The 24,695-nt window shown below is 69.4% G+C and carries 25 protein-coding genes and 1 tRNA gene; 17 read left to right on the top strand and 9 right to left on the bottom strand.

Going from position 1 to position 24,695, the window contains the following annotated elements; all coding sequences use genetic code 11:
* Positions 1–5 precede the first annotated feature (5 nt).
* Positions 6–605: a peroxidase-related enzyme gene (locus AB4112_RS04435; protein ID WP_441717331.1), complete on the top strand. Its 600-nt coding sequence runs from the start codon at positions 6–8 to the stop codon at positions 603–605.
* A gap of 21 nt (positions 606–626) precedes the next feature.
* On the top strand, positions 627–1,730 hold the full coding sequence (locus AB4112_RS04440; RefSeq protein ID WP_441717333.1) for an NAD(P)/FAD-dependent oxidoreductase: 1,104 nt from the start codon (positions 627–629) through the stop codon (positions 1,728–1,730).
* Positions 1,731–1,737: 7 nt separating this feature from the next.
* Here AB4112_RS04440 and AB4112_RS04445 read toward each other — a convergent pair whose 3' ends face one another.
* Positions 1,738–2,133, bottom strand: a complete 396-nt coding sequence (locus AB4112_RS04445; RefSeq protein WP_441717335.1) for a hypothetical protein — start codon at positions 2,131–2,133, stop codon at positions 1,738–1,740.
* Positions 2,134–2,306: 173 nt separating this feature from the next.
* On the opposite strand from AB4112_RS04445, the gene AB4112_RS04450 reads away from it, so the two are divergent.
* Entirely contained in the window at positions 2,307–2,645 is a 339-nt protein-coding gene (locus AB4112_RS04450; RefSeq protein WP_441717337.1) for a hypothetical protein, read from the top strand.
* A 6-nt stretch (positions 2,646–2,651) separates the two neighbouring features.
* Here AB4112_RS04450 and AB4112_RS04455 read toward each other — a convergent pair whose 3' ends face one another.
* Positions 2,652–3,119 carry a GFA family protein gene (locus tag AB4112_RS04455; RefSeq protein ID WP_441717339.1) on the bottom strand — a complete coding sequence of 156 codons (468 nt, stop codon included), beginning with the start codon at positions 3,117–3,119 and terminating at the stop codon, positions 2,652–2,654.
* A gap of 1,391 nt (positions 3,120–4,510) precedes the next feature.
* Positions 4,511–4,603: transfer RNA gene (locus tag AB4112_RS04460), tRNA-Ser, on the bottom strand.
* 146 nt (positions 4,604–4,749) lie between these two features.
* Between AB4112_RS04460 and AB4112_RS04465 the strand changes: the two genes are divergently transcribed.
* The 10 genes from AB4112_RS04465 to AB4112_RS04510 all read left to right on the top strand — a co-directional run bounded on the left by AB4112_RS04465 (position 4,750) and on the right by AB4112_RS04510 (position 15,239).
* On the top strand, positions 4,750–5,532 hold the full coding sequence (locus AB4112_RS04465; protein WP_441717341.1) for an arginine deiminase family protein: 783 nt from the start codon (positions 4,750–4,752) through the stop codon (positions 5,530–5,532).
* A 107-nt stretch (positions 5,533–5,639) separates the two neighbouring features.
* Complete coding sequence (locus tag AB4112_RS04470; protein WP_441717343.1) at positions 5,640–6,851, top strand: glycosyltransferase family 4 protein; 1,212 nt, start codon at positions 5,640–5,642, stop codon at positions 6,849–6,851.
* 11 nt (positions 6,852–6,862) lie between these two features.
* A complete protein-coding gene (locus tag AB4112_RS04475; protein ID WP_441717345.1) occupies positions 6,863–7,606 on the top strand; it encodes a hypothetical protein in 744 nt (247 codons plus the stop codon).
* A 259-nt stretch (positions 7,607–7,865) separates the two neighbouring features.
* Complete coding sequence (locus AB4112_RS04480; RefSeq protein WP_441717347.1) at positions 7,866–8,780, top strand: hypothetical protein; 915 nt, start codon at positions 7,866–7,868, stop codon at positions 8,778–8,780.
* A 194-nt stretch (positions 8,781–8,974) separates the two neighbouring features.
* Positions 8,975–9,907, top strand: coding sequence for a hypothetical protein (locus tag AB4112_RS04485; RefSeq protein WP_309795751.1), 933 nt, complete (start codon positions 8,975–8,977; stop codon positions 9,905–9,907).
* Complete coding sequence (locus AB4112_RS04490) at positions 9,900–10,793, top strand: hypothetical protein (protein WP_441717349.1); 894 nt, start codon at positions 9,900–9,902, stop codon at positions 10,791–10,793. The genes AB4112_RS04485 and AB4112_RS04490 overlap by 8 nt, the downstream gene beginning before the upstream one ends.
* A 65-nt stretch (positions 10,794–10,858) precedes the next feature.
* Positions 10,859–12,397 (top strand): MBOAT family O-acyltransferase, encoded by a 1,539-nt coding sequence (locus AB4112_RS04495; RefSeq protein ID WP_441717351.1) that lies wholly within the window; start codon positions 10,859–10,861, stop codon positions 12,395–12,397.
* 49 nt (positions 12,398–12,446) lie between these two features.
* The gene (locus tag AB4112_RS04500; protein ID WP_309795756.1) at positions 12,447–13,337 is read left to right on the top strand and encodes a hypothetical protein; all 891 of its coding nucleotides are present in this window, start codon (positions 12,447–12,449) and stop codon (positions 13,335–13,337) included.
* Positions 13,338–13,419: 82 nt separating this feature from the next.
* Positions 13,420–14,310: a hypothetical protein gene (locus tag AB4112_RS04505; RefSeq protein WP_441717353.1), complete on the top strand. Its 891-nt coding sequence runs from the start codon at positions 13,420–13,422 to the stop codon at positions 14,308–14,310.
* A 20-nt stretch (positions 14,311–14,330) separates the two neighbouring features.
* Positions 14,331–15,239: a hypothetical protein gene (locus tag AB4112_RS04510; protein WP_441717355.1), complete on the top strand. Its 909-nt coding sequence runs from the start codon at positions 14,331–14,333 to the stop codon at positions 15,237–15,239.
* Between the two features lie 3 nt (positions 15,240–15,242).
* On the opposite strand, the gene AB4112_RS04515 is transcribed toward AB4112_RS04510, so the two are convergent.
* The gene (locus tag AB4112_RS04515; protein ID WP_441717357.1) at positions 15,243–16,253 is read right to left on the bottom strand and encodes a mitochondrial fission ELM1 family protein; all 1,011 of its coding nucleotides are present in this window, start codon (positions 16,251–16,253) and stop codon (positions 15,243–15,245) included.
* A 16-nt stretch (positions 16,254–16,269) separates the two neighbouring features.
* Positions 16,270–16,998, bottom strand: a complete 729-nt coding sequence (locus AB4112_RS04520) for a hypothetical protein (protein ID WP_309795762.1) — start codon at positions 16,996–16,998, stop codon at positions 16,270–16,272.
* A gap of 222 nt (positions 16,999–17,220) precedes the next feature.
* Between AB4112_RS04520 and thrS the strand changes: the two genes are divergently transcribed.
* The 3 genes from thrS to mak all read left to right on the top strand — a co-directional run bounded on the left by thrS (position 17,221) and on the right by mak (position 20,770).
* Positions 17,221–19,227, top strand: a complete 2,007-nt coding sequence (gene thrS / locus AB4112_RS04525; protein WP_309795763.1) for a threonine--tRNA ligase — start codon at positions 17,221–17,223, stop codon at positions 19,225–19,227.
* Positions 19,228–19,267: 40 nt separating this feature from the next.
* Positions 19,268–19,756 carry a translation initiation factor IF-3 gene (gene infC, locus AB4112_RS04530; RefSeq protein ID WP_309795766.1) on the top strand — a complete coding sequence of 163 codons (489 nt, stop codon included), beginning with the start codon at positions 19,268–19,270 and terminating at the stop codon, positions 19,754–19,756.
* A gap of 108 nt (positions 19,757–19,864) precedes the next feature.
* Positions 19,865–20,770, top strand: coding sequence for a fructokinase (mak, locus tag AB4112_RS04535; protein WP_309795768.1), 906 nt, complete (start codon positions 19,865–19,867; stop codon positions 20,768–20,770).
* Between the two features lie 21 nt (positions 20,771–20,791).
* Here mak and AB4112_RS04540 read toward each other — a convergent pair whose 3' ends face one another.
* From AB4112_RS04540 to AB4112_RS04550, 3 genes are all read right to left on the bottom strand, one after another.
* Positions 20,792–21,250, bottom strand: coding sequence for a Rid family hydrolase (locus AB4112_RS04540; RefSeq protein WP_441717360.1), 459 nt, complete (start codon positions 21,248–21,250; stop codon positions 20,792–20,794).
* A gap of 111 nt (positions 21,251–21,361) precedes the next feature.
* Positions 21,362–21,886, bottom strand: a complete 525-nt coding sequence (locus tag AB4112_RS04545) for a GMC oxidoreductase (RefSeq protein ID WP_441717361.1) — start codon at positions 21,884–21,886, stop codon at positions 21,362–21,364.
* Positions 21,887–21,892: 6 nt separating this feature from the next.
* A complete protein-coding gene (locus AB4112_RS04550; RefSeq protein WP_441717363.1) occupies positions 21,893–22,957 on the bottom strand; it encodes a GMC family oxidoreductase in 1,065 nt (354 codons plus the stop codon).
* A gap of 222 nt (positions 22,958–23,179) precedes the next feature.
* On the opposite strand from AB4112_RS04550, the gene AB4112_RS04555 reads away from it, so the two are divergent.
* A complete protein-coding gene (locus tag AB4112_RS04555; RefSeq protein ID WP_441717365.1) occupies positions 23,180–23,956 on the top strand; it encodes an adenylate/guanylate cyclase domain-containing protein in 777 nt (258 codons plus the stop codon).
* A gap of 38 nt (positions 23,957–23,994) precedes the next feature.
* Here the strand turns inward: AB4112_RS04555 and AB4112_RS04560 are convergent, their stop codons facing one another.
* Positions 23,995–24,684: an RraA family protein gene (locus tag AB4112_RS04560; RefSeq protein WP_441717367.1), complete on the bottom strand. Its 690-nt coding sequence runs from the start codon at positions 24,682–24,684 to the stop codon at positions 23,995–23,997.
* Between the last annotated feature and the right edge of the window lie 11 nt (positions 24,685–24,695).

Here is a 24,695-nt window from a genome sequence, read left to right on the forward strand (position 1 = left end):
ATCGGATGGCGAAGGCGAAGAAGAAGCCCGGCAAGGCAGCCGCCAAGGCCCTGTCCTGGCTGAAGCTCGGCGTGCTGCGGGCCGACGCCGCGGCCAAGGCGGTGTTCGCGCAGACCGAGGCGCGCATCGGCTATGTCAGGACCACCCAGCGGCTGCTGGCGCACAAGCCGGCGCTGCTCGTGGCGCAGGAGGGCCTGAGCCGCGCCGTGATGCGCGACCCCGACGGGACCTTGAGCGACCGCGAGCGTGAGCTGATCGCGCTGGTGGTCAGCAGCGAGAACCGATGCCAGCCCTGCGTCTTCGGCCATGCCGCGGAGCTGCGCCGGATCACCGGCGATGCGCTGTGGGTCGGCAAGGTCGAGGTCAACCACCGCCACGCCGAGCTGGGCAAACGTGAGCGGGCGATCGCCGACTATGTGCTGAAGATCACCCGGGCGCCGGGCGAGATCGAGGAGGCGGACCTCGCGCCGCTGCGCGCCGCCGGCCTGGCCGACACGGAAATCCTGGAGGCGGCCGCGGTCGCCGCCTATTTCAACTTCAGCAACCGCATCAACAACGCGCTCGGCATCGCGCCGAACCCGGAAGCCTATGCGGCGCATCGCTGAGGCGGGGACGGAAGGACGACCATGGCAGCGGTGATCGTGATCGGCGCCGGCATCATCGGCGCCTCGGTGGCCTTCCGGCTGGCCCAGGCGGGCGCGTCGGTGACGGTGCTGGAGGCGACGCGGATCGGCGCCGGCACCTCCGGCACCAGCTTCTGCTGGACCAACGCGCACGACAAGGCGCCGCGGCCCTACCACGACCTCAACGTCGCCGGCATGAAGGCGCATCGGGCGCTGCGCGACGAGTTCGCGGCCACGCCCTGGCTGCATGAGAATGGCTGCCTGGAATGGGCGGACGAGGCCGGCCGGGAGAAGCAGCGCCAGCGGGTCGAGCGGCTGCAGGGCTGGGGCTATGCCGCCGAATGGATCGGGGCCGCGCAGCTGCGCGAGCTGGCGCCCGACATCGACCCCGCCGCGGTCGGCGACGCGCCGGTGGCGTGGTTCCCGCAAGAGGGCTGGGTCGACCCGGTGGTCTACGCCCATTCCATGCTGGCCGCGGCCGGACGACTCGGCGCCCGGGTGGTGATCGGCGCCCGGGTGGCGCGGGTGGATGTGCGGGCCGGCAAGGCAACCGGCGTGACCACGGCCGACGGCACCGCCCATTTCGCCGACGCCGTGGTTAACTGCACCGGGCGCTGGGCCGACGATGCCGGCTTCGAGCCGGGCCTGCGCATCCCGCTGGCGCCGACCGCCGGCCTGCTGGTGTTCACGCCGCCGGTGGCGACCGGCCTCGACCGCGTGCTGCAGGCGCCGGACTGCCACATCCGGCCGGATGGGGCGGGGCGGCTGCTGGTGTGCCGCAACGACGCCGAATTCGACCCCGCCGCGGCGCCGCGGCCCAGTGTCGACCTGCCCGAGGTGCGCGACCTGCTCCGCCGCGCCCGCGTCATCCTGCCGGCGATCGGCCCGGTGGAACCCGAGGCTGTGCGCCTGGGCATCCGCGCCATCCCGCGCGACGGCTATTCCGCCGTCGGGCCGCTGCCGCAGGTGCAGGGCTACTACGCCGCCGTGACCCACAGCGGCGTGACCCTTGCGGCCTTCCTCGGGATGGCGGTGGCCGACGAGGTCGCGCGCGGCATCACGCGGCCCGAGCTGGCGACCTTCCGCCCGGCCCGCTTCTTCGGCTGAGGCGGCCTCAAGACTCCAGCACGCGCTTCAGCGTCGCCAGGTCGCGCGCCACCCAATCGGCATCGGCGGCGAATCTGGCGTCGTCCATCTCCGGCTGGCGGAACAGGTGCAGCGTCACCTCGCTGCCGCCGTCATTGGCCAGCACCCGCATCGGGATGGCGATCTCGGCGCCCGCGGGCGGGATCACCCAATGGTCGGCGATGCGGAACGGGTTGGGCGGGGTGAAGCGCACCCGCATGGTCCCGTCCGGCGTCTCGGCGGCCCAGCCGTCGCCGTCGTGCCGCAGCGATCCGGCCAGGCCGCTGGCCCATTTCATGAAGTTTTCGGGGATGGCCAGGAAACCGTAGACGGCGTCGGGGTCGCGATCGATCCAGACGCTGAGGGTGCGGGAGGGCAGGGACATGGCGGGCCTCACTGTGATGTCGCCGGATTCTGCCCGATCCGCCGTCGCCCGGCTTGAACGAAACGGACGGTTCCTGAATTGTTCTTTTTTCTGGACTCCGACGCGTGTTCGCATTATGTTCCAATCTTGTCGGATCGGCGAGGGAGTCGCCGTCCGGTCACAGGAGATCGGGAATGGCGGTCACACGCGAAGTCCGGGAACGGGATGGTCTGAAGCTCTACCGCAACACCCTGTCGCGGCGCCTGCTGGCGGCGGAGGGTACGGCGCGGATGCTGCAGGCAGCGCTGCGGGAGTTTCCCGACCTGCTCGGTTTCGACCAGTGGGCGCACCCCTCCGGCGCGCTGATGCTGTGCCGCACCGACAACCGCCCGACGGTGCTGGCCAAGGACAAGGCCTGGACGCCGGCGCGCGGTGACCTGGTCTTCGCCGCGGCGCGGACGGACAGCGAGATCCCGACGATGGCGCTGCCGCACGGGCAGCTCGGCGAGGGCGCCCAGCCGGTGTTCCTCTGAGAACGGTCAGCCCAGGATGGCGTGCCGGCGCTCCAGGCTCGGCTGCGGCCACAGCGTCTCGATGTCGTAGAAGATCTCGAAGGCGGGGGCGCCCTCGGGCAGCACGACCCAGGGCAGCTTCGACCGGGTGAAGATGTGGGCGTCCGGCGCCAGCGCCGTGGGATCGTCGAGCGTGCCGACGCGGACGAAGCGCAGCGCGGGGCGGCCGCCATAGTCGCTCCACAGCGCCGTGCGGCAGGCAGGGCAGCGGTGGATGTCGTGCGGCCGGCCGCTATCGGTGGGCATGGCGACCGGCTCCGGCCGGCCCGACAGCAGGGCGATCCGGTCGGTCTCGATCAGGGCGTTGACCACGAAGGCGCTGCCGGTCTGGCGCTGGCAGTCGCGGCAATGGCAGCAATTCACGAACATCGGCGCCGACAGCAGCCGGTACCGCACTGCCCCGCAGAAGCAGCCGCCCTCCATGGGGCTGGTCATCAGCCTTCTCCGACCACCCGGGGTCTCCGGTCACGATTTTACTCTCGGCGGGTGGGAATCGGCAATCGCTGGGCTCTCACGGAGGGGAAGGATCGGGCAGGTCGCCTTGCAAGTGACCCGCCCGAACCCCCGGACGGACCCGCTGCGGTTTGCCCGGAAGGGGGATCCAGAACACGCCGCAACGGACCCTTCCGAGAATAAACCATAGGTTGTACGGTGCATGTGGCAATACACCATTTTGGGCGTGGTCTAAGCACCAATCTCGGCGGGCCGTGAACAATGGGTGTGAGGTCGGGCAAGCGCTGTTGCGGACGACGCCTGCCCGACCCCACCTGAGGGAAGCCACATGGCCAGCGTGAAGGGGGTTCTCTGGCAGGCCGCATGGAAACCCGAGGGAAAGCCTAGAGGGGTCGCCCCTCAACGGGAACCGCCACTTCCGGAGGTGGCCTGTGGTCCGCTTCAGCTTATTGGGGGATTTTTCGCGCCAAAGGTCGCCGCAAACAACGTGAAGCGGACCCTTCGAGAAAGGTATCGTCGCCCCGGCGCACCCTTGGGCCAAACCGCGGTATGTCAAGATGCGATGGCGTTCGGGCGGCCCGGAGGCCAACGAACTTAGATGCCGGGCTGCCCGCTTCCTTTGACCGCGTCAGACGCCGCCTCCTTCGCCGCACGCTCGATCGCCTGGTAATCCCTGCGCGGACCGTCAACCCACCGAAGTCTGACGAACCGGTTTCGGAACACGGTGAACCGACCGGCGTAACGTGCACATGAAACGGTGCCATTCTTGCCGTCCCACGTCACCGACCAATCAGATGGCGATAGGCCCTTTGCCACGTCACTCTCCGGGCTGGCGCGCATTTGGGAGCAATCCAAAGACCCGGTCTGCATGGGCTCCCCCGTACAGGCCGGGCCTCGGGCCGCGGGGCAGGCAGAGGACCTCCGCGGCCGGACGAACGTCACCATTGCCGGGCGAGAGCGTCTAGTCAGCCATTCGGCTCAGGAGGAAGCGTAAAAGGGCAGGGTGGGGCGTATGGGGTGGCTGGGCGAACTGCAAGGCGTTGCGCGCGAAGCGACGCGCAAGCGCAGAAGTGGCGTGCCGAACGAACGACGCGCGCTGCATCCGGTCGGGTAAGGGCGCTGCGCGCCAGGGCGAGCCCGTTCGCGACAGAAGCAGGGTCCTCGGTCTCGAACGCGGGAGGGCGGCCCCGAACGATCGAGGCGGTGCGTGGTCGGAATGCCTTGTCACGACAAAATCCTTCCCTGAAATGCCTGATCGTCACCGAAAGGCCAGGGGAGTCGAGTCGGGGTCAGCTGGGTGGGTGCGCCGATGTGTAGGCCGGTTTATCAGCCTTCAACATTTCCGGGCCAAATCAACAACTTGTTGAAATCATTGGCGGAGGGAAAGGGATTCGAACCCTTGATACGGCTCAACACCGTATACCCGCTTTCCAGGCGAGCGCCTTCAACCACTCGGCCACCCCTCCGCTGGAGGCCGGACAATACTCACGAGGCCCTGCTTCGGCAAGCGGGCAAATGCGCGATTTTTCACGCCGCTTCCGGCGTGGCGACCGGCCGGGCGGCGCGATAGAGTCGGCGCCGCCAGAAGAGCAGGGAAGCAGGGAGAGTTGGCATGGCCGAAGTGTTCCGGTTCGATCGCGCCTTGGCGCGCCGGCCCGCCGATTCCGCCGTGGACGGGCTGCGCGCCGTCGACCGCGGCGCGCCGGACATGGTGCGGTTCCGGGCCGAGCATGCCGCCTATCTCGCGGCGCTGGAGGCTGCCGGCGTGGCGGTCGAGGTGCTGCCGCCGCTCGACGGCTTCCCGGATTCGGTGTTCATGGAGGACCCGGCCCTGACCTTCCCCGAAGGCGCCATCCTGCTGCGGCCGGGCGCGCCGTCGCGGCTGGGCGAGGCCGCCGAGGTCGCCGCCGAGCTGCGCGCCCGATTCGAGCGGGTGCTGGCGATGGAGGCCGGCTTCGCCGAGGGCGGCGACGTGCTGGTGACCCCGCGCGCGGTGATGATCGGCCTGTCCGCCCGCACCGATGCCCGCGGCGCCGGCGCCCTGGCCGCGCTGCTGGCCGAGCTCGGCCGCAAGGCGGAGATCGTGACGCCGCCGCCCGGCGTGCTGCACTTCAAGACCGCCTGCTCGCTGCTCGACTCCGAGACGGTGTTGGCGACCGGGCAGTTGGCCGGCTTCTTCCCCGGGCTGCGCGTGGTCCCGGTGCCGGAGGGCGAGGAGGCGGCGGCCAACGCCCTGCGGGTGAACGACGTCGTCATGGTGGGGGCGGCCTTTCCGCGCACCGCCGAGGCGCTGGACCGGCTCGGCTACCGCGTCGTGCCGCTTGATGTGGCGGAGACCGGCAAGCTCGATGCCGGCCTGTCCTGCATGTCGCTGCGCTGGGGCTTCGCCGGCTGACGGGTCGGGCCGGGGGCTGGGCCGCCGGCCCCGATGTCGCCGCATGGCACGCATCCCGGCGCTGATGGTGGGTGCGCGCCCGGTCCGGTCCGGTTATATCGTATCCCGTGACTGTAAATCTCCTTCCCCAAGACGACGCCGCCGACCAGGGTTCCGAACCGGTCGACCTCCACGGGCGAACCATCCTGCAGGTGCTGCCGGCGCTCGGCACCGGCGGGGCCGAGCGCGGCTGCGTCGACGTCGCCGCGGCGATCGAGGTGGCGGGCGGGAAGGCCCTGGTCGCCTCGGCCGGCGGCGCCATGCTGCGCGACCTCGCCCGCACCGGGGCCGATCACATCGCCCTGCCGCTCGGCGGCAAGAACCCGCTGACGATCTGGCGCAACATCCGCCGGCTGGAAGCCGTGATCCGCGACCGCGGCGTCGACCTGGTGCATGCCCGCAGCCGGGCCCCGGCCTGGAGCGCGCAGGCCGCCTGCCGCCGGGCCGGCATCCCCTTCGTCACCACGGTGCACGCGCCCTACAACCAGCACAGCGCCGCCAAGCGGCTGTACAATTCGATCATGGTGCGCGGCGACCGGGTGATCGCCATCTCCGACTTCATCGCCCGCCACATCGTCGAGACCTATGGCGCCGACCCGGCGCGGATCCGCACCATCCCGCGCGGCGTCGACCTCCGGCAATTCGCGATCGAGGCGGTCTCGGCCCAGCGCATCATCACCCTGGCCCGGGCCTGGCGCGCGCCGGACGACCGGCCGATCGTGCTGATGCCGGGGCGGCTGAGCCGGTGGAAGGGCCAGGCGGTGGTGATCGACGCGCTGGCACGGCTGGGCCGGCGCGACCTGCACTGCCTGATCGTCGGCAGCGACCAGGGCCGCACCGGCTACCGCAAGGAACTGATCGACCGGATCGCCGCCAAGGGCCTGAACGGCGTGGTCCAGCTGGTCGACCATTGCGACGACATGCCGGCCGCCTACATGCTGTCCGACGTCGTGGTGCACGCCTCGACCGACCCCGAGGGCTTCGGCCGGGTGGTGGTGGAGGCGATGGCGCTGGGCCGCCCGGTGATCGCCACCGACATCGGGGCGCCGCCGGAGCTGGTGGTCGAGGGCGAGACCGGCTGGCTGGTGCCGCCGGCCGATCCGGACGCGCTGGCGGCGGCGATCGGCCAGGCCCTGTCGCTGACGCCCGAGGCGCGTAGCCGGATGGCGGAGCAGGCCATCGCCACGGTCGCGGGGCAGTACACCAAGGAAGCCATGACCGGAGCGACCCTGCGCGTCTACCAGGAGCTGCTGGGCGCGCCGGCCCCGTCGGGCGGCTAAGGGACGTCGCGATGCTGCCGCTGCTCGCCAAGACCTACGCCCTGGCCGGGGCCCTGGCTGCGCCCGGCCGCACCCGTCGGATCATGCGGCTGAAGAACCGCCATGCCGGCGAGCGCTGCTTCCTGCTGGGCAATGCGCCGTCGCTGGTGCAGTTCGACCTGTCGAAGCTGGCCGGCGAGCAGTTCTTCGTGGTCAAGAAGGGCTACAAGGCGCTGGAGCACGGGCTGCCGTCGCCGATCCCGTACTATGTGCTCAGCGACCTGCGCGGCTGGGACCGGATCAAGGCCGATGTCTCGACCCTGCCGGTCGGGACCTATCTGGTGCGCGACACCATCGCCGCCCAGCCGGAGTTCCAGCCGCCCGCCGACCGGGTGGTGACCTTCCCCAGCTATCGCGGCGGCCTGCGCAAGCAGGGGTTCCGGCACCAGCCCTGGCACGGCCTGGGCAATGATTCGACCGTCATCCTGTTCGCCGCCCAGATCGCGCATTACCTCGGCTTCGCCGAGGTCTACATCCTCGGCGTCGATCTCGACTACTCCCAGGCCACGACCTATTTCTACGCTGCCGGGCAGAGCGAGACGAACCAGTACGCCCGGCCCGAGGACGAGATCTACGCGCGTGAGTTCGGCACGCTGCGCCAGGCCTTCGATGCCGATGGCCGGATCCTGCGCAATGTCGGCCGCGGCGGCGCGGTGATGGGGCTGGAGCGGGCGGATTACGACGCGGTGCTGGCACAGCCGAAGCCAGGACGCTGAATGCGCGGCGTGAGAAATTGTGAGCGACGCTAAAGACAACTTAACCCATCTGTGCCATGGATCGGGTGGGGGAGCGATGCCGGCGGCGCCGGCAGGCGGGCCGGTCGAATTCTGCGACGCGGTCCCGGCTGCCGACGAATAGCCGCCTGCCGCCGGAATCGGATGAGAGAGCGTAGGACGCTCGGGTGGTCGACATGTGTGGCAGATGGATCGGTGCCGCTTGGCCTGCCGGACGGCGTGGCATGAAAGGGCGCGCCGAATGAGGAAACGCCCGTCCCGCCTGCTGCGGGCGCGCATGGCTTTGGCCGTACTGCGTGAAAATCTTCGGAAGTCCGGCAATGCCCGCCGCCTGCAGGATCATCGCCGCCGCCTACGGGGCGAACTGCCCGCGCCGGGTGGGCCGGGAGTGGTCTTTGCCGCCTGCGATGATGCCTATTACGCGCGTTTCGCGACCGACTTCTTGTTCTCAGCCGAAGACACAGGATATGCGCATCGCATCCACTTGCACCTGTATGATCCATCGGCGCGAACGTTGGCCCATATCGGCGCGCTGCGGCGGGGCTTGCGCCATACCCAACTGACTTACAGTTGGGAGGATAACCGCTATGAAAGATACGGGATCGACAACGTCATCTACTTCGCTGCCGCGCGATTCATCATGATCCATCACCTGCTGCAGGAATGCCGGTCTCCGATTCTCGGGGTCGACATCGACGGCTTCATTCACCGTCCGCTCGATGGCGCGTTCGACCTGATCGGGGAGGCCGACGTGACCTTCCATTTCCGATTCGGCGAGAGGCGGGTCTGGCGCCGGATCCTCGCCGCGGCGGTGGGCTTCAACCACACCCCGGAGGGGCTGCGGTTCTGCGAACGCGCGGCGCGGAGCATCTTGGCGAGCCTGCGTCTGCGCCCCGATTTCCACACCGACCAGACCATTCTCTACCACGCCTACCGGTTCGCCCGGCGCTGGCTGCCGGCCATCCGCTGGCAGCATCTGCCGCTCAGCCTGGTCGACTACGATTTCCAGGACGACAGCTTCATCTGGACCGCCAAGGGGCCGCGGAAGGAAGATGCGTCGTTCATGCGGGTGATCGGCGAATTGCAGAGCAAGCACGCCCCGGAATACGGCGCCTTGCCGAGGCTGGGCCCGGCGGAATCCCAGGCCGCGCCGTGAGCGGATCCTGCTGTCCGGCTGTGGTGCAGGCAAGCCGGGCTGGGCGGGTTGGCCAGCCGCAAACATGATGTGATGCCCGCCACAGTATGGTATTTCTTTTTCCGCTAGCTCTCAGGTAAGCGGCCACTCGGCGGTGGGGGGCGACAGTCCATCGTCGCTTGGTGCAAGGAACTAAGGGTCTTGGACAAGACGTCATGAGCGGCGCTTCACTTAAAAGACTATCCCGGTTGTTTTTGAGGCGGTTGTCATATTCCATTCTTTTGGAGAACCTGATCGATACCCAGTCGAAGGGCGCGGTCAAGGACTACCGTCTTAGGATTCGAGGCAACACGCCGGATATGGGCGCGCCGGGAATCGTCTTCTGCGGTTGCGACGATGGGTACTACCGGAAATTCGCCCCCAGCTTTTTGCTCTCCGCAGAGAAGCTGGGCGAGCCTCTGCATATTCATGTCCACCTGTGTGGGCCGTCCCAGGAAACTCTCGACCATATCGACCGGATGAGGCGATCGCTGGCCCATGTAAGGCTGTCGTTCACCTGGGAAGACGATTCGTACCGGAAGCTTTCTCTTCCCAGGCCGATCTATTTCTCCGCGGCGCGGTTCCTGGTCCTGCATCATCTGTTGCTGGCGTGCCGCGCGCCGATCCTGTGCGTCGATATCGACGGCATCATCCATCGCCCCCTGGGCAACGTCTTCAAGATGATCGAGCGTGCCGATGTGACGCTGCACTTCCGCCTCGGCGAGCGGCGGGTCTGGCGTCGGGTGATGGCCGGCGCGGTCGGGGTCAGCCACACCAAGGAAGCCCTCGGCTTCTGCGAGAAGCTTGCGGCCGGCATCTGGAAGGCGCTGCACATGCGCCCCACCGACCACATCGACCAGCCGGTGATCTACTACCTCTACGCCATCCGCCGGCTGCTCAAGCCGCGGATCCGGTGGCAGCACATGCCGATCGATCTCGTCGATGTCGAATTCGGCGAGGACAGCGTCATCTGGTCGGCCAAGGGCGCCCGCAAGGAGGATGCCGTGTTCGCACGCGCGGCCTCGGCACTCGAGGCGCAGTACGCGCTGGATGTCGAGCAGCCGCACGCGATCTATGCCGAGGCCCGGGGCGACGGCACCCATGGGTAGGGTCTACGTGTTCTGGGGGGTGACGATCGGGAAGCCCGGCTCCGCGCTGGCCGAAGGGGCGTCCCGTCTCGGCATCGTCCATATGAGCACCCCGGCGCGGTTCGAGCCGGACGACGTCGCCATTCTCTGGGCGCCGTTCCGCGGCACCTTCCGCAGCGACGTCTATCGCCAGATCCGGGCCGCCGGCGGCCGCGCGATCATCTGCGAGAATGGCTGGCTGTCGCCGATCCAGGGGCAGAAATACTACCAGGTCGCGCTGCATGGCTGGAACGGCACCGGCGACTTCCCGGATGGCGGGCCTGGCCGATGGGACTCCTGGGGCGTGCCCCTGAGCGACTGGCGCCAGGATGGGGAAAATATCCTGGTCGTCGAACAGCGGCCGAAGGGCATCAACCTGGATCCCCGGGCGATGCCGCCGGGCTGGGCGCAGAGCGTCGCCCCGGTCACGCGCCGTCCCGTGGTGCGCCGGACGCGCTTCACCGAGGCGCCGCTGGAGCGGCAGCTGGACGAGGCCTTCGCCACCCTGACCTGGACCAGCACGGTCGCGATCAAATCCTTGATCCGCGGCGTGCCGGCCTTCTATTGCGGCCCGCATATCAACTGCGGCGAACTGATGCGGCGCGGGCTGGATGTCGACCACCCGATCTATCCGGATCGCGAATCGGTGTTCCGCCGCTACGCCTGGATGCAATGGACCGAGGCCGAGATCCGGTCCGGGGAGCCGTTCGCCCGCCTGCTGGCGCTGCCGCATGACGGCAGGCCGGCCGTCCTCCTGGATCCCGACGCCGTCCCGTCGGCCTGGACCCTGGCCGGACGGGTGCGCGCCCTTGCCGCGCAGCACGGACGCAATCCGCTGGCGAAACTGGCGCAGCGCGTGGTGGGCTAGAGGGGTTCCGCGGATCGCGCCGGCCCGGCGGGATCGACCATCCATCCTGAGAGCCGCCGGCCCGCATGCTGTTCAACTCCTACGCCTTCATCCTGCTCTTCCTGCCGCTCACCTACGCGCTGTGGACGGTGGCGCGCCGCTTTGCCGGCGTGTCCTGGGCCATCGGCGTGCTGCTGGCCGCGTCCCTGGTGTTCTACGGCGCCTCGACCCGGTTCGAGATCCTGCTGCTGCTGGCGGCGATCGTGCTCAACCATCGTCTCGGCCTGGTGATCTACCGGCATCGCGAGACGCCGCGGGGCCGCGCCTGGATGCGGCTTGCGGTCGCCGGCAACCTGCTGTTCCTGTTCGTCTTCAAATATACCAGCTTCACCTCGCAGTTGGCGGCCGAGGCGCTGGGCTGGCCGGGGCTGGCGGTGCACATCGCGTTGCCGGTCGGTATCTCGTTCTACACCTTCCAGCAGATCGCCTATCTCGTGGATGTCGCTCGCGGGCAGGGTGAGCCCTGGCCGCTGCCGCGCTATGCCCTGTTCGTCGTGTTCTTCCCGCATCTGATCGCCGGGCCGATCGTCCATCACCGCGAGCTCATCCCCCAATTCGCCAGCGGGGCGCGGACGGCACGGATCGGCGATGTCGTGATCGGCCTGTCGATCTTCACCATCGGCCTGACGAAGAAGGTGCTGGTCGCCGACAGCTTCGCCCTGATCGCCTCGCCGGTGTTCAACGCGGTGGCGGAGGGAACCCAGCCCGGCCTGCTCGACGCCTGGGCGGCGGCGCTGGCCTATGCGCTGCAGATCTATTTTGACTTCTCGGCCTATTCCGACATGGCGATCGGCCTCGGCCGGATGTTCGGCATCCAGATGCCGATCAACTTCGCCTCGCCCTACCGCTCGGGCTCGATCGTGGAGTTCTGGCGGCGCTGGCACATCACCCTGTCGCGCTTCCTGCGCGACTACCTCTACATCCCGCTCGGCGGCAACCGCCACGGGCCGGCGCGGCGCTACCTCAACGTCTTCGTCACCATGCTGCTGGGCGGCATCTGGCACGGCGCCGGCTTCACCTTCGTGATCTGGGGGGCGATGCACGGGCTGCTGATCGTCGCCTGCCAGGCCTGGCGCAGCAGCCGGCATCACGTGCCGATGCCGGCCGCCCTCGGCTGGGTGCTGACCATGACGACGGTGGTCCTGGCCTGGGTGCCCTTCCGCGCCGCCGACTTCGCCACCGCGGGACGGATCTACGCGGCGATGTTCGGCATGACCGGCGAGTTGCATGTCGCCGCGCTCGACTACGCGCCGTCGGCGACCCTGGAGATCATCCTGACCGCGCTGCTTCCGGGCCTGGCCTGGAATGTGTGGCTGTCGCTCGGCGCCGGGCTGGCAGGCCTCCTGGCCTGCCTGTGCCTGCCCAATGTCCAGACGCTGTTCCGCCGTCATGGCGTCGGCCTGCCCACCCATGGCTATGCCGACGGCATCGAACCCCCGGCGCTGGGCCGCCTGGGGCTGGGGTGGCGACCGAGCCCTGCGACCGCCGTCCTGGCCGGGATCCTCCTGGCTGCCTGCATCCTGAAGCTGAACGATGTCTCCGAATTCATCTATTTCCGCTTCTGAGGCGCGACGCTATCTGCTGACGGCCGGGGCCGTCGCCGTGGCGATGGTCGTGGCAATCTGTATCGTCTCGCTGTGGGGCATGCGCAACGGCCTGTCGGAATGGCGGGAATCGGAGCTGCTGCGCTATCAGATCGAGAAGATCGATCGCAGCCCGCAAATCGACATCCTGCTGGTGGGCGACAGCTCGTTGGGCAACGGCATCGATGCGCGGGACTGGAGCCGGCGGCTTGGTCTTTCGGTGGTGTCGCTGCCGCTGGTCGGCACGTACGGTTTCGAAGGCACCCTGAACATGCTGCGCCGGACGTTGCGCCAGACCCGGCCGCGCGTCGTGGTGGTGATGCAGACGTTGGACATGATGCGCCGCCGGCCGTCCTGGCCGGGGGCGCTCTACACCGCCCAGACCCTGGGCGACCTGGCGGAGGTGCCGCCGGCGGTGATGCTGTCGTCGCTGGCCACCTGGGACATCACGGCCGGCATGCTGCAGGCAGCGGCCAAGGGCGAGAGCGTCGATCCCGCCATCGTCCAGCTCGACTACGTCCCCCAGGACCCGGCGCGGTTCGGCGGCCCGCTCTACCCCCGCACCTACGAGCCCGGGGCGGTGCGCAAGGACTCGGCGGCGTCGCTGCGCCGCATCGGCGATTTCTGCCGGGACCAGGGGCTGACCTGCCTCTATGCCAGCGGGCCGTATCTGAACCCGCAATGCGAGGCTTCCCGGGGCTACGCCCAGGCGATCGCCGATGCCGCACGCCAGGACGGGCTGATTCCGGTGGAGGGGACGCCGGTCTGCCTGCCGCGCGCCGATGTCGGCGATTCCGAGGACCACGTCATCCCGGCGCGCCGGCCGTACTACAGCGAGATCTATCGGGCGCTGATCCTGGCCGCGATCGAACGAACGAATGTCGGAATCCGGCGTCCCGTCGCCTCGGGCTCAGGGCTCTGACCATCGCCAGGCTTGCCGAAGGCCCGGACGGGCTGATACCGGGATCGTGGACAGGATTTCTGCCTGAACTGCGGTGACCGGCGTGCCCTCTCGCTTCTTCGTCTATCTGCCGCAAGGCGATCGCAAGCCCTGGCGCGAATGCATCGCCGCCTGCGAGCGCCTGGGGCCGACCGCGACGGAGCTGCCGGAGCGGTTCGGGCCCGACGACGTGCTGCTGACCTGGTCGCCATTCCGCCTGTCGAAGCGCTGGGCCGCCCATCGCGACGTGCGGGCGGCGGGCGGGCGGGCGATCATCCTGGAGAATGGCTGGCTCTCGCCGCCCGGCCGTCCCCGCCACTTCCAGTTCGCGCTCGACGGCTGGAACGGCACCGGCCGCTTCCCCGATGGTGGGCCTGGCCGCTGGGCTGGCTGGGGCGTGGCGCTGCAGGATTGGCGGCGCGACGGCCGGCATGTGCTGGTGCTGGGCCAGAAGGCGCAATCGATCAGCGACCCCAGGCGCATGCCGGCCGGCTGGGCCCAGAGCCTGCGCCTCGACACCGCCCGGCCGGTGCTGCGCCGGATGCCCAGCGCGGCGCGCCCGCTCGCCGAGGATCTGCGCGGCGCCCATTGCACGGTGACCTGGACCAGCACCGCCGCGATCCAGGGCCTGATCGCCGGGATCCCCGCCTTTCATTGCGGCCCGAACACGCTGGTGCCCGAGCTGTCGACGCCCGGTCTCGGCGTCGATTCCCCGACCTATCCCGACCGCCTGCCGGTGTTCGAGCGCATCGCCTGGTGCCAGTGGAGCGCGGCCGAGATCGCGACTGGCGAGCCCTTGGCGCGGCTGCTGGACATGCCGCATGACGGCGCCCCGGTGCGGCTGGAGGCGCCGCCGGCCGCTCCCTCGCGCTACACGCTGCTCGGCCGGGTGCGGGACCTGGCCCTGCGCCTGCCGGGCGACCATCCGGTCCGCCGCCGGCTGGGCATGTCATGACGGCGCGGGGGGAAAGCGCCATGCGCATCTTCATCGTGCTCGGCGATCCGCCGACGCCGGGGCAGAAGAACGTCAAGCCCTATGACGAGGTGGCGGCCGGCGCGCGCCGTCTCGGCCCGGTCACCATCGGCATGCCGGACGGCGATGCCGGACCCGACGATGTGCTGATCTGCTGGTCGCCCTTCCTGGGCACGGATCGGCTGGACGCGCTGCGCGCCATCAAGGCGGCCGGCGGCCGCGCCATCGTGATGGAGAATGGCTGGCTGTCGCCGATCGGCTCCCGCCGCTTCTTCCAGGTCGCGCTCGACGGCTGGAACGGGGAGGGGCGGTACCCGCAAGGCGGGCCGGAACGCTGGCGTGGCTGGAACGTGCCGCTGCTGGACTGGAACCGGAACGGCCGCCATGTCCTGGTCATCGGCCAGAAGCTGAAGGGCGCGGACCAGGACGCACGGCGGATGCCGGAGGGCTGGGACCACAGCCTGACGCTGCCGACCCGGCGGCCGGTGGTCCGGCGCACGCGCAAGACCACGGCGCCGCTCGACGACCAGCTGCGCGACGCCTGGTGCACCGTGACCTGGAGCAGCACCGCGGCGGTCAAGGGGCTGATCGCCGGGGTGCCGGCCTTCTATTGCGGGCCGAGCCTGATCTGCCACGAGCTGTGCCGGCGCGGCACCGATGTCGACCACCCGGCCTATCCCGACCGCGAGCCGGTGTTCGAGCGCCTTGCCTGGTGCCAATGGACGCCGGAGGAGATCGCCACGGGCGAGCCTTTCGCCCGGCTGCTCGCCTTGCCGCACGACCGGGTGCCGCAGGCGATCGCCGAACCTTTCACGCTGCCTGCGGCGGTGACGCCCCGTGGCCGGCTGCGCGAGCGCCTCGACCGGATGCGCCAGCGCTGGCGCCGTCGCCTGGGCCGCTGGACCGGCTGAGCCTCAGCGCCGCAGCCGGGCGGCGAGCCGGTCGCGGATGATGCCGGCGATGCGGCCGGCCTCGTCCAGCGGCGTGTAGGCGTAGGGCTCGATGGTTCCGGTGAAGGACTGGGTCAGTCCCAGCGTCCCCTGCATGTCGCGGTGGAAGCGGTGGAATTTCTCGAGATAGGTCCCGGGCTTCTCGTCGAGCGGGATCGAGTACACCGGCTTGCCGGTCGACGCCGCCTCGCAGGTCATGGTGATCGAATCCACCGTCACCAGCACCGCGTCGGCGATCGCCAGGTACTGGAAGTATGGGTTCTCGCTCACCCGGTCCCAGACGAAGGCCGAGGCGGGGTCCAGCCGCTGCTGCAGCTTCGGCAGGACCGAGGGGTCGGAGCGGCGCGAGGTCGTGACCAGCAGGCTCCAACCGGCCTCCTGCAGGGCCCGGAGCTGGCCGATGATGGTGTCGATGCGCGCCAGTGAAAAGGCGTAGCCGGGATTGGGGCCGCCGATGATCACCGCTGCCCGCCGCCCAGGCAGCGCGCCGAAGCGCTGCTCCGCCGCCGCGCGGTGGCTTGCCACCAGCGCCGCGTCGACCCGGTGTGGCGCCCCGACCATCGGCAGGATGTTGTCGCGGCCGTCGAATTCCGGCCGCCAGTCGTGCCGGCCGACGAAGCACAGGTCGAACCGGTCGAAGCCGGCGGTCGGGATCTGCAGATGCACCGTGAAGATGGTGCCGCCCGAGCGGCGCGACGCCGCCAGCACCGCCGGCTCGGCCTGCCGCCCGCAGGAGATCGCGAGGTCGGGCCAGGGCGGCCGGATGCGGTTGAGATGGACGTTGCGGATATGGGTCCAGCGCCGGTTCAGGCGGCGGGCCAGCCCGGTCTTCGCCGGGTCGGGACGATTGACCAGCCGGGTCTCGGCCGCGACGCCCAACTTCTCGGCCACGCCGCGGCACTGGGCGATGGTGCCAGCCTTGCTCTCGCTGACGATCCAGCAGCGGATCGCGGGGGCGCCGGCCGTTCCGGTCATCGCTGTCGGGGCATGGTCAACCCCAGTGTTCGGCGATCCAGGGGGTGGGGCGGACATGCTTCGACCAGCGCCCCGGCCAATGGCCGCTGATCGCGTATTCCGGCTTGGGGTCGCCGTGGAACACCACGATGCGGGCACCCTCCGGACAGCGCGGGGTCATGAACCAGTTGAACAGGCCCAGCGGTCCGCCGGGCATGCAGTGCTTCTTGAAGCTCTTGCACCAGTCGTCCGGCCACCAGGTCAGCTCGCCGATATGGTCCGAGACATAGGTCTGGGAGTTGTTGTAGCGGGCGAAGATCTGCCGGTGGTTGGCCAGGAGGTTGTCCAGCACGTCCTGGTGCGCGCCGATGTCGAAGCGGTAGACCGAGGTGTTGCCGACGCGGCGATGCGGATGGGTCCAGTTGTGGATCACGCAGAACCGGCCGGGATGGTCGAAGAACGGGTCCAGGCTGTCGACGATGACGATGTCGAGGTCGAGGAACAGGGTCGGGCCCTGGAGGTCGCCGAGCGGGCCGAACAGCGTGACCTTGCGCCACGGCAGGTTGCGGTGCGGCTCTGGCACCTGCAGCACCGGCATGGGCATGTGCTCGATCCCGGGCGCGAGGCCGGAGGGGTCGTCGGTGAGGCAGACGAAGCGGTGCGGCCGCGCCAGGTTCCGGCTGACCATGGCGTGCAGCCGGTTGACGTATTCCGGCCCGTACTTCGGACCCCACTTCGCGCAGATGACGTTGACCATCAGGAGCATTTTCCGTTCGCTTGCACGTCGGGTTAGCATGTTGGTCCCGGTCGGCTCAAGCGACGTGCCGCCGCGCCCGGCCGCCCAGCCTTCTCCGCATGGCTGGCGGCCCGTCTCCCGACCGGGCTATTCCATGCCTGCCGGGCCTGTCCGAGGCCGCGGCGGCTTGACAGGCCTGCCCTGCTCCTTACAGTGCCTCGCCCTCTCCAGATGCAAAACGTGGATAGACTCATGGCCGAGCCCGCCGGCATCGCCATCACACTGCCCGACGGTGCGGTTCGTCGCTTCGACCGCCCGGTCTCGGGCGCCGACATCGCCGCCGACATCTCCAAGAGCCTGGCCAAGGCCGCGCTCGCCATGACCGTCGACGGCAAGCTGTCGGACCTGGCCACCGTGCTGGACCGCGACGCCAAGGTCGGCATCGTCACCCGCAGCTCGCCCGAGGCGCTGGAGCTGATCCGCCACGACGCCGCGCATGTGATGGCCGAGGCGGTGCAGGAGCTGTATCCCGGCACCCAGGTCACCATCGGCCCGTCGATCGAGAACGGCTTCTACTACGACTTCGCCCGCGACGAGCCGTTCACGCCCGACGACCTGGTGAAGATCGAGGCCAAGATGCGCCAGATCATCGGCCGCAACGCCGCCTTCACCCGCGAGGTCTGGGACCGCACCGCGGCGATCGAGTTCTTCAAGGCCAAGGGCGAGAAGTACAAGGCCGAGATCATCGAGGACCTGCCGGAGAGCGAGCCGATCTCGGTCTACCGCCAGGGCGACTGGCTCGACCTCTGCCGCGGCCCGCACATGCCCACGACCGGTGGCGTCGGCCAGGGCTTCAAGTTGATGAAGGTGGCCGGCGCCTATTGGCGCGGCGACCACCGCAACGCCGTGCTGCAGCGGATCTACGGCACTGCCTGGCGCGACCAGAAGGAGCTCGACGCCCATCTCCACCAGCTGGAGGAGGCGGAGCGCCGCGACCACCGCAAGCTGGGCCGCGAGATGGACCTGTTCCATCTGCAGGAGGAGGCGGCCGGCAGCGTGTTCTGGCATCCGAAGGGCTGGACCCTGTACCGGACGCTGGAGAACTACATCCGGGAGAAGCTGGCCCGGGCCGACTATGTCGAGGTGAAGACGCCGCAGCTGGTCGATTCCAGCCTGTTCAAGGCGTCCGGCCATTGGGACATGTATGGCGACAACATGTTCAAGGTGGCGATCGGCCAGAAGGAAGACGGCTCTCCGGAGCGACTGGCCGGCATCAAGCCGATGAACTGCCCCTGCCATGTGCAGATCTTCAAGCAGGGCATCGTCAGCTACCGCGACCTGCCGATCCGGATGGCGGAGTTCGGCAGCTGCCACCGCAACGAGCCCTCGGGCGCGCTGCACGGGTTGATGCGGGTGCGGGCCTTCACCCAGGACGACGCCCACATCTTCTGCACCGAGGAGCAGTCGGTGTCGGAATCGGCGCGCTACATCGCCCTGCAGTACGAGGTCTATCGCGACCTCGGCTTCCCCGATGTGGCGGTGAAGCTGGCCCTGCGCCCCGATGTGCGGGCCGGGTCGGACCAGCAGTGGGACGTCGCCGAACAGGCGCTGCGCGACGCGCTGGTTTCGGCCGGGCTGGAATTCGACGAGCTGCCGGGCGAGGGCGCCTTCTACGGCCCGAAGATCGAGTTCCACCTGACCGACGCCATCGGCCGGACCTGGCAGTGTGGCACGCTGCAGTTCGATTCCGTGCTGCCGGAGCGGCTGGACGCCAACTATGTCGGCGAGGATGGGGCCAAGCACCGGCCGGTGATGCTGCACCGCGCTATCCTGGGGTCGCTGGAGCGCTTCATCGCCATCCTGATCGAGAACTACGCCGGCAAGCTGCCGCTGTGGCTGGCGCCGGTCCAGGCGGTGGTCACCACCATCACCAGCGAGGCCGATTCCTACGCCGCCGAAGTGCATGCCGCGCTGGCGGAGGCGGGGATCCGCGCGGAAATCGACCTGCGCAACGAGAAGATCAACTACAAGGTCCGCGAGCACAGCCTGAAGAAAGTGCCGCTGATGCTGGTGGTTGGCAAACGCGAGGCGGAAAACCGCAGCGTGGCGCTGCGTCGTCTGGGCGGGGACGCGCAGGAAGTCCTTGCCCTGGACGAAGCCGTTCGTAAACTTGTGGAAGAAGCGCGATCCCCGTTGACATCCGAAAGGGGGAGGGTGCAGACGAGGTCGCAGCAATTGACGGAGGCCATCCATAGCTAGACCACCACAGAATGCCCTGCCGACCCGCGACGGGCCCAGGGTGAACCGCGAGATCGATTCAGCACAAGTGCGGCTGGTCGGTGCGGAAGGCGAGATGATCGGTGTCGTGCCGCTGCGCGAAGCCCTTTGGGCTGCCGAGCAGGCAGGGCTCGATCTCGTCGAAATTTCGCCGAACGCCGAGCCGCCGGTCTGCAAGATTCTCGATTACGGCAAGTTCAAATTCGAAGCGCAGAAGAAGAAGAACGAAGCCCGGAAGCGGCAAAAGGTCATCGATGTCAAGGAGATCAAGCTCCGACCGAACATCGACGACAACGACTATGACGTGAAGATGCGCAGCGCGCGACGCTTCCTCGAGGAGGGCGACAAGGTCAAGGTGACCATGCGCTTCCGCGGGCGTGAGTTGGCGCACCAGGAGATCGGCATGAACGTGCTGGTCAAGGTGCGCGACGAGCTGCAGGAGCTTTCCAAGGTCGAGCAGATGCCGAAGATGGAAGGCCGTCAGATGATCATGGTGCTCGCGGCGAAATAGCCGCGGGCGCGCATGGTGCCAAAACGGCCCCGCAGGCGTCCCGAGAGGGAGCGGGGCCATTTTCGTGACTTGTCACGGTCGTGACGTGACGGATGGGCGGAGGCGAGGATGCGGATCGGCGTCGATCTCGGAGGCACGAAGATCGAGGCGATCGCCTTGGACGATGCCGGGGCGGAGCTGCACCGCCAGCGCATCCCGACGCCGCGCCACTATGACGGCACGGTCCAGGCGATCAAGCAGCTCGTCGAGGGGGTCGAGGTCACCGTGGGCGAGCGCGGCACGGTCGGCGTCGGCATGCCCGGCGTGATGTCGCCGCAGACCGGCCTGGTCAAGAACGCCAATTCGACCTGGCTGATCGGCAAGCCCTTCGACAAGGACCTGACCGCCGCCCTCGGCCGCGAGGTGCGCTGCGAGAACGACGCCAACTGCCTGGCCGTGTCGGAGGCGACCGACGGCGCCGCGGCGGGGCAGGGGATGGTGTTCGCCGTGATCATCGGCACTGGCACCGGCGCCGGCATCGCGGTCGGCGGGCGCGCCCATCGCGGCGGCAACGGCCTGGGCGGCGAATGGGGCCACAACCAGCTGCCCTGGGCGACGCCCGAGGAGCTGCCGGGGCCGGATTGCTACTGCGGCAAGCAAGGCTGCCTGGAAACCTGGATCTCCGGCACCGGCTTCGGCAAGGATCACATCCGCGTCACCGGCCAGGAGATCTCGACCCATGAGGTGGTGTCGCGGGCCGAGGCCGGCGACCCCGCGGCCTCGGCCACGCTGGAGCGCTACATCAGCCGGCTGACCCGCGGCCTCGCCCATGTGGTCAACCTGCTCGACCCCGACGCCATCGTGCTCGGCGGCGGCATGTCGAACGTCATGCGGCTCTATGACGAGCTGCCGAAGCGCCTGCCGCCGATCGTGTTCGGCCGCGAATGCGCCACCCCGATCCTGCGCGCCAAGCACGGCGACAGCAGCGGCGTCCGCGGCGCCGCCTGGCTGTGGCGGCCCGGCGAAGCCGGCTGACCGTTACCGGCCGCCCAGCGGCTACAGCGGCGCGAAGGCTGTGGCCTTGATCTCGACCAGCCCGCCCTCGGGGTTCAGCTCGGCGACCGCCAGCTCCACGGCGGCCGGGTAGGGCGCGGCAAAGAACTCGTCCCGCACCGCCGCGATCGCCGCCAGCTGCCCGGCCTTGTCCAGCGCCAGCCGGTCGCTGCCGAAGACATGGAGCATCTGCAGCTCGACCACATCCGCCAACGTGGCGTCACAGGCGGCCAGCAGGCGCTCGATCTGCCGGAACACCCGGCGCAGTTCCTCCTGGAACCCCGCCTTGTCCATCGGCTGCAACTGCGTGTTGCAGGCCACCACGCCCGATAGATGGACGGTGTCGCCCGCCCGGCGCGCCGGCGCGTAGTGGAACTGGTCAACATCCGCCTGCAGCTCAGCAGGGATCGCCACCATGCCGGTGCGCGTCGCGACGCTGCGGATCTCCGCCTCGATGTCCATCGTCCGTCCGTATTCTTTAATCTTCGATACAGAAATAACTGTCAGGTCTGGATCGGACCGTCAACGATTTCTGGAAAGAAGACTACAGAATGACGGAGATGGCTGCCCGGCTCACAGGCCGTGGTCGATCTTCAGCATCTCCGCGACGCGCTCGCCGATGACGACGCAGGGGGCCATGGCGTTGCCGGTGGTCACCCGCGGCAGGATCGACGCGTCGGCGATGCGCAGCCGGTCGATGCCGTAGACCCGGAGCCGGTGGTCCACCACCGACAGGGTGTCACGGCCCATCGCCGCCGTGCAGCTCTGGTGCGAGTGGCTGACCGTGGCGTTGCGCATGAATTGCTCGAGGCCGGCGCCATCGACCGGGCCCGGCAGCAGCTCGCGCTTGGCGAAGGGCCGCAGCGCCGCCGAATTGCCGATGTCCCGGCAGAACTCGACACAGGTCTTGAGCGTCCTGCGGTCGGCCGGATCGCCAAGGAAGTTCACGTCGATCTCGATCGGGTCGCGCGGATCGGCCCCGGTCAGCCGCAGCCGGCCACGGCTGGCGGGGCGCAGCACCGCCGTGGTCAGCGACCAGGCGTGCGGCGGCAGCCCGTCCGGCGCAACGTCTGGGCTGGCATAGGGTCGCTCGACCATGAAGGTCTACAGGTCCGGCGTGTGGAGGGCCGCATCGCTCTTCCAGATCGCGGTGGCCTCGCCCAGGTTGTTGCGGCCTTCGACCGGCTCCCGCGCCTCCCAGACGCAGGGCGCCATGAAATGGTCCTGCAGGTTGCGGCCGACGCCGGGCAGGTGCTGGAGGACGGGAATGCCGAACCGTGCCAGCTCCGCCTCGTCGCCGATCCCCGACTGCATCAGCAGCTTCGGGGTGTGGATCGCGCCCAGCGACAGCACGACCTCGCGCGTGGCCTCGATGCGGTGCAGCCCGTCCTCGCGCAGCACCTCCACGCCGGTCACGGCGCGGCCGGCGAAGGTCAGGCGGGTGACCAGCGCGCCGGTCAGCACCGTCAGGTTGGGGCGGTCCAGATAGGGATGGACATAGGCCCGGTAGACCGATTGGCGTCGTCCATCGCGGATGCAGACATTGCTGATGGCGGCACCGCCATCCCCTTCCATCATCACGCCGTTCAGGTCGGCGACCGTCGGCACGCCGGCCGCCGCGAAGGCCTCGAGCATGGCGCCGGCGAGCGGGTGGGGATCGGGCGCCGGCTGGACGAAGAGCGGGCCGCCGGTGCCGCGGCGGTCGGGGTCGGGCGCACCGTGCCAATCCTCGATGCGCCGGTAGATCTGGAGAGCCGACCGGTAGTTCCAGCCGTCATCGCCGGCCTCGGCGGCGAAATGGTCCCAGTCGTGCCGGTGGCCGCGCGCCCAGGTCATGACATTGATGCTGGAGCCGCCGCCCAGGACCTTGCCCATGGCCATCGGGATCGATCGCCCGTTCAGCTGCGGGTTGGGCGTGGCCCGGAACAGCCAGTTCTGCTCGCTGTGGCGCAGCAGCGGCCAGGACCGGGCGTCCATGACGCTGGGCACGTCGTCGCTGCCGCCGGCCTCCAGCAGCAGGACGCTGGCTGCGGGATTCTCGGCCAGCCGGCGCGCCACCACCGATCCGGACGAGCCTGACCCGCAGACGATGAAGTCGTAGCGGGGCTTCGGCGAGGTGGTCGGCGCCGGTCGATCGGCAGGTGCGGGGGCGGCGAGGTCGTCGAACACGGCGCTTCCTTTCGCAGGGCGATATCGGTCGCCGTGACGTCGGCACGGCATCGGCAGTCTCCCGAGCCGAGCCTACCGAAGCGTGTCCACGATTCCGAAAAGAGGTTACGGCCGTCACGCTGGCTGCGACATAGGACTGTGTTCACTGGATGTTCTGGCTGGGCTCGCGATCTCGGCGCCGGTGACGTATGATCCCGCCCTGGAATCGCTTCGAGGTCGACGATGCCCCCGCCGGAACGCCGCCTGACCGCCATTTTCTGTGCCGATGTGGTCGGCTATTCCCGACTGGTTGGGCAGGACGAAACCGGCACGCTGGCGCGGCTGGACCAGGCCCGCGCCATCCTGCAGACGGCAATCGCGGCGCAGGGCGGCCGCGTCTTCAACCTGGCGGGCGACGGCCTGCTGGCCGAATTCCCCAGCGCGCTGGGCGCGGTGCAGGCGGCGATCGCGGCGCAAGACCGCCTCGGCGTCTGGGCCGCGGACCAGCCCGAGGGCCAGCGGATGCGGCTGCGCATCGGCGTCAATCTCGGCGACGTCGTGGTCAGCGGCGCCGACCTGCTTGGCGACGGGGTCAATGTCGCGGCGCGGCTGCAGGAGGTGGCGCTGCCCGGCGGCATCTGTCTGTCCGGCGCGGTCCATGACCAGGTGCGCGGCCGGATCGAGTCCGGGTTCGCCGACCTGGGTCCCCGGCCGATGAAGAACATCGCCGAGCCGGTGCGGGTCTACGCGCTGCGGGTCGGGGCGGATGCGCACCGGGTGGAGACGGTGACGCCGCAGGTCGCGCCGGTGGTGGCGGATGACGGATCGCTGTTCGGGCATTTCCGGCGCCGGCTGATCGGCGGCGTGATGCTGCTCGCGCTGCTGCTGGTCATCAACCTGATGACGGATCCGCGTGACCTCTGGGTGCGCTGGGTGGCGCTGGGGCTGGCCATCATGCTGGTCATGCCGATGGTGCGCCGCCTGCTCTCGGGCCGGCCGCTGGGCGCCCGCAGCAAGTAGCGGCTGCTGCCGGCGCCCGAACCGAGGTCCCGGCCAGCTCAGTCGACCGAGCGGACGCGGTCGGAGTCCAGGATGCGCCGGGCGAAATCCGACATGGTCAGGCCGCCGCGGACGGCGGCATCCAGCGCCGCTTCCTTCTCGCGGATCACGACCAGTCGCTCGACCACCGCGGCCAGGCGCTCGCGCGGGATCACCACCACCCCGTCGAGATCGCCGACCAGGACGTCGCCTGACGCGACCGACACGCCGCCGACCATGATCGGCAGCCCGGCCGCGCCCGGCCCTTGCCGCGCCGGCGAATTCGGGGTGACGCCGGCCGCGAACACCGGCAACCCGACCTGGCGCAGCCCGATCTGGTCCCGCACCAGCCCGTCGGTGACCAGCGCCACGACGCCTTTGTTGCGGGCCATGCCGGCCATCAGGTCGCCGACCACCGCGGTGCCTTCATAGGCGTTGGTGGCGCAGACCAGGACGTCCCCCGGCCCGGCGATGTCGAGCGCCGCGAACAGCGCGAGATTGTCGGCGGGGCCGCAATCGCAGGTCACCGCGACCCCGACGAACCCGGCCAGGGCAGGGTCGATCGGCTTGATCCGGTGATGCAGCGCGCCGGAGCCGTCCATGCCGTCGACGACGAAGCCGGTCTGGACGCCCCGCAGGGCATCGACCAGGGTCGGGTCCGGCCGGGCGAAGCGGCGCCGGATCGTCAGCAGCGGCGGATCGTCGATCATGGTGCGCGTCC

The organism is Inquilinus sp. 2KB_23, from assembly GCF_052115705.1.
Lineage (GTDB): Bacteria > Pseudomonadota > Alphaproteobacteria > DSM-16000 > Inquilinaceae > Inquilinus > Inquilinus ginsengisoli_A.